The sequence below is a fragment of the Burkholderia sp. E168m23 genome (genome assembly GCF_016586125.1).
GTDB lineage: Bacteria > Pseudomonadota > Gammaproteobacteria > Burkholderiales > Burkholderiaceae > Burkholderia > Burkholderia orbicola.
This window is the reverse complement of sequence record NZ_BCPP01000607.1, coordinates 1-4,421: the sequence shown is the minus strand read 5'-3', so window position 1 is coordinate 4,421 and position 4,421 is coordinate 1. Positions and strand designations below refer to the sequence as shown.

General features: G+C 67.5%; 3 protein-coding genes and 1 pseudogene. 3 read left to right on the top strand and 1 reads right to left on the bottom strand.

Annotated features, from left to right (window positions below):
- On the bottom strand, positions 1–559 hold a 559-nt coding region (locus JMF90_RS25805), incomplete at its 3' end, for an NAD(P)/FAD-dependent oxidoreductase (RefSeq protein ID WP_201325588.1).
- A 387-nt stretch (positions 560–946) separates the two neighbouring features.
- On the opposite strand from JMF90_RS25805, the gene JMF90_RS25800 reads away from it, so the two are divergent.
- The 3 genes and pseudogenes from JMF90_RS25800 to JMF90_RS25790 form a co-directional block, all read left to right on the top strand.
- Positions 947–3,256, top strand: coding sequence for a DNA translocase FtsK (locus JMF90_RS25800; RefSeq protein ID WP_012328086.1), 2,310 nt, complete (start codon positions 947–949; stop codon positions 3,254–3,256).
- A 46-nt stretch (positions 3,257–3,302) separates the two neighbouring features.
- Positions 3,303–3,992: an outer membrane lipoprotein chaperone LolA gene (gene lolA, locus JMF90_RS25795; RefSeq protein WP_023475207.1), complete on the top strand. Its 690-nt coding sequence runs from the start codon at positions 3,303–3,305 to the stop codon at positions 3,990–3,992.
- Positions 3,993–4,223: 231 nt separating this feature from the next.
- Positions 4,224–4,421 (top strand): annotated as a pseudogene (locus JMF90_RS25790) (recombination factor protein RarA); the annotation flags it as partial.

Here is a 4,421-nt window from a genome sequence, read left to right as displayed (position 1 = left end):
GGATCGGCTCCGCGCGGAACTTGTCGCGGCGGTGGATCACGGTGACCTTCTTCGCTATGCCGGTCAGGTAGAGCGCTTCCTCGACGGCCGTGTTGCCGCCGCCGATCACCGCGACTTCCTGGTTGCGATAGAAGAAGCCGTCGCAGGTCGCGCAGGCCGACACGCCCTTGCCCATGAACGCTTCCTCGGACGGCAGGCCGAGATACTGCGCGGACGCGCCGGTCGCGATGATCAGCGAATCGCACGTGTATTCGCCCGAGTCGCCGATCAGGCGAATCGGCTGCTCGTGCAGTTTCGCGGTGTGGATGTGGTCGAAGACGATTTCGGTGTTGAAGCGCTCCGCGTGCTCCTGGAAGCGCGCCATCAACTCCGGACCTTGCACGCCTTTCGCGTCAGCCGGCCAGTTTTCGACGTCGGTCGTGGTCATCAGCTGGCCGCCCTGCGCGATGCCGGTGATCAGCACCGGGGACAGGTTGGCGCGTGCCGCGTAGACGGCGGCCGTGTAGCCGGCGGGGCCGGAACCGAGAATCAGGACTTTGGCGTGTTTGGGCGTGGACATGTGCGAATCCGTAAAAGGCGGCCGGCGGGCGGGGTAGGGCTCGCCGTGCGATCCGGGGTGACCGGGATGCCGTCATAGATGGGTATCAGACGCGCATTATAAAGGCCCCGTTGCTGCGCTGCCGAACGAGAGTTTCAATCGCGCCGATAGCGTCTCGGGGCGTGCCGTCCGTACGGGCCAGCGCGCCGGGCGGCAGGCTGCCGGGTGACGACGCGCGTTGCCGCGGGTATAGGCTATCCGGCCGGCTTGTGGTGGCCGGCGGCGCCAGTTCGGCGCCCCGTCCCCGTTATGTAACCGTCATTTACACTTGGCGGCGCGGTGCAGCGTTTACAATAAGCGCGATCGAACGACAGGCGGGCGCACGGCCCGTCCTCTTTATACGGATTCATGGCAAAAGCTCCTTATTCCGCCCCGGCACAGGCGTTGCCGCACCGGATGTCGAAGCTCCTCACGGAGATCCGCTGGATTCTCCAGGTCGCGCTCTGCGCCTTTCTGGTGATGGCCCTGCTGAGCTACAGCCGGCGCGATCCGAGCTGGACGCACGCCGCCCAGGTCGATCACATCTCGAACTGGGCCGGCCGCGTGGGCGCGTGGACGGCCGACATCATCCTGCTGCTGTTCGGCCTGTCGGCCTACTGGCTGATCGTGCCGCTCGGGCGGCGCATCGCCGTCAATTACCGCCGCATCACGCGCCACGAGGCGATTCCCGACGAACCGGAGCGGCCGATCGGCTGGCTCACCGAAATCTTTGCGTTCGTGCTGGTCGTGCTCGCCTGTGACGGCATCGAGGCGCTGCGCATGTGGTCGCTGAAGGTGCAGTTGCCGCGTGCGCCGGGCGGCGTCGTCGGCGAGGCCGTCGCGGGCGCGATGTCGCATGCGTTCGGCTTCACGGGCGGCACGCTGCTGCTGCTGATCGCGCTCGCGATAGGCCTGTCGCTGTATTTCCGCTTCTCGTGGCTGTCGGTCGCCGAGCGCGTCGGCGGCGCGATCCTGTCCGCCGTCAACGTCGCGAAGCTGCGCCGCGAGGCCGAGCGCGACCGCAAGCTCGGCGAGGCCGCGGCGGTGCGCCGCGAAGGCAAGGTCGAAGAGGAGCGCGTGCGCATCGAGGATCACGAGCCGGTGACGATCGTGCCGCCGGTCGTCACACCGGCGAAGTCCGAGCGCGTCGAGCGCGAGCGCCAGGTGCCGCTCTTCACCGACCTGCCGGGCGATTCGACGCTGCCGCCGGTGTCGCTGCTCGACCCCGCGCCGAAGACGCAGGAAGCGATTTCCGCCGATACGCTCGAATTCACGTCGCGCCTGATCGAGAAGAAGCTGAAGGACTTCGGCGTCGAGGCGAGCGTCGTCGCCGCGTATCCGGGCCCGGTCGTCACGCGCTACGAGATCGAGCCGGCCACCGGCGTGAAGGGCAGCCAGATCGTCAATCTCGCGAAGGATCTCGCGCGCTCGCTGTCGCTCGTGTCGATCCGCGTGGTCGAGACGATCCCCGGCAAGAACTACATGGCGCTCGAGCTGCCGAACCAGCGCCGCCAGACGGTGCACCTGTCCGAGATCATCGGCTCCGAGGTGTATGCGGCCGCATCGTCGGCACTGACGCTGAGCCTCGGCAAGGACATCGGCGGCAAGCCGGTGTGCGCGGATCTCGCGAAGATGCCGCACCTGCTGGTGGCCGGTACGACCGGCTCGGGCAAGTCGGTCGGGATCAACGCGATGATCCTGTCGCTGCTGTACAAGGCCACCGCCGAGCAGGTGCGCCTGATCCTGATCGATCCGAAGATGCTCGAAATGAGCGTCTACGAAGGCATTCCGCACCTGCTGTGCCCGGTCGTCACCGACATGCGCCAGGCCGGTCATGCGCTGAACTGGACGGTCGCGGAGATGGAGCGCCGCTACAAGCTGATGAGCAAGCTCGGCGTGCGCAACCTCGCGGGCTACAACAACAAGATCGACGAGGCGGCGAAGCGCGAGGAGAAGATCCCGAACCCGTTCAGCCTGACGCCGGACGATCCGGAGCCGCTCGGCCGCCTGCCGAACATCGTCGTCGTGATCGACGAGCTGGCCGACCTGATGATGGTCGTCGGCAAGAAGGTCGAGGAGCTGATCGCGCGGATCGCGCAGAAGGCGCGCGCGGCCGGCATCCACCTGATTCTCGCGACGCAGCGCCCGTCGGTCGACGTGATCACCGGCCTGATCAAGGCGAACGTGCCGACGCGGATCGCGTTCCAGGTGTCGTCGAAGATCGACTCGCGCACGATTCTCGACCAGATGGGCGCCGAATCGCTGCTCGGGATGGGCGACATGCTCTACCTGCCGCCGGGCTCGGGGCTGCCGGTGCGCGTGCACGGCGCGTTCGTCGCCGACGACGAGGTGCATCGCGTCGTCGAGAAGCTCAAGGAGCAGGGCGAGCCGAACTACGTCGAGGGCCTGCTCGAAGGCGGCACCGCCGACGGCGACGAGGGCTCGGCCGGCGCGGGAACCGGCGAAGGCGGCGGCGAGTCTGATCCGCTGTACGACCAGGCGGTCGAGATCGTCATCAAGAACCGCCGCGCGTCGATCTCGCTCGTGCAGCGCCATCTGCGGATCGGCTATAACCGTGCGGCGCGGCTGCTCGAGCAGATGGAGCAGTCGGGGCTCGTGTCGGCGATGTCGTCGAGCGGCAACCGCGAAATTCTTGTGCCGGCGCGCGACGCGGAATGAGTCCGCGGCGCCCGCAGCGCCGGCCACCCAGGGAGAAAACCGCAATATGCAGCAACTTTCGTTCGTCCCATCCCTTCGTTCGACGCGGCGCTGGCTCGGCGCGGCGCTCGCCGGCGCGTCGCTGATGCTCGCGGCGACGCACGCGTTCGCGGGCGGCACCGAGCAACTGAAGGCCTTCGTGTCGCAAGTGCGTTCGGCGAAGGGCGATTTCACGCAGCAGATCGTCAAGGCGCCGGCCAAGGGCGCGAGCGCCGCGCAGGCCGCGCCGAAGCCCACCGACAATTCGAGCGGCACGTTCGTGTTCGCGCGGCCCGGCAAGTTCATCTGGACGTACCAGAAGCCTTACCAGCAGGTGCTGCAGGCCGACGGCGACAAGCTCTACGTGTACGACCGCGACCTGAACCAGGTCACCGAGCGCAAGCTGAACGGCGCACTGGGCGCGAGCCCGGCCGCGATCCTGTTCGGCAGCAACGATCTCGACAAGAACTACACGTTGCGCGATGCGGGCGAGAAGGGCGGCATCGACTGGCTCGAGATGCTGCCGAAGGCGCAGGACACGCAGTTCCAGCGGATCGGCATCGGCTTCCGCAACGGCACGCTCGCCGCGATGGAGCTGCACGACGTGTTCGGCAACGTCACGCTGCTGACCTTCACGAACATCCAGACGAACCCGCCGCTGAAGGGCGATACGTTCAAGTTCGTCGTGCCGAAGGGCGCGGACGTGATCAACGGCTGATCTCCGTTGCACGTTTTCCCGACACGGGCCTGCCGGCGACGGCAGGCCCGTGTTGTTTTGAGAGCGGGTGCCAGACACGGGTACCAGACGCGGGTGCCGGCGCGGGCGCCGGACACGGGTATTGGGCGTGAGCACTGCACCCCCGAGCCCGGCGGCGCGCTCGCGCGGCTGTCATAATGTCGGGTCCGGCGGCCGGTTCGGCCGCGACCGTTTGATGTGGAGCGAGGGTTCATGTCCGACCTGTTTCAAGTCGAGCCGCGCCGCCCGCTCGCCGAGGCGCTGCGGCCGAAAACGCTCGCCGAGGTGATCGGCCAGACGCATTTGCTGGGCGAAGGCAAGCCGCTGCGGCTCGCGTTCGAATCGGGCAAGCCGCATTCAATGATCCTGTGGGGGCCGCCCGGCGTCGGCAAGACGACGCTCGCGCGGCTC

Excerpts from the sequence above, each read along its gene's own strand:
- JMF90_RS25800 (WP_012328086.1), top strand. The coding sequence starts at position 947 with ATGGCAAAAGCTCCTTATTCCGCCCCGGCACAGGCGTTGCCGCACCGG.
- lolA (WP_023475207.1), top strand. The coding sequence starts at position 3,303 with ATGCAGCAACTTTCGTTCGTCCCATCCCTTCGTTCGACGCGGCGCTGG.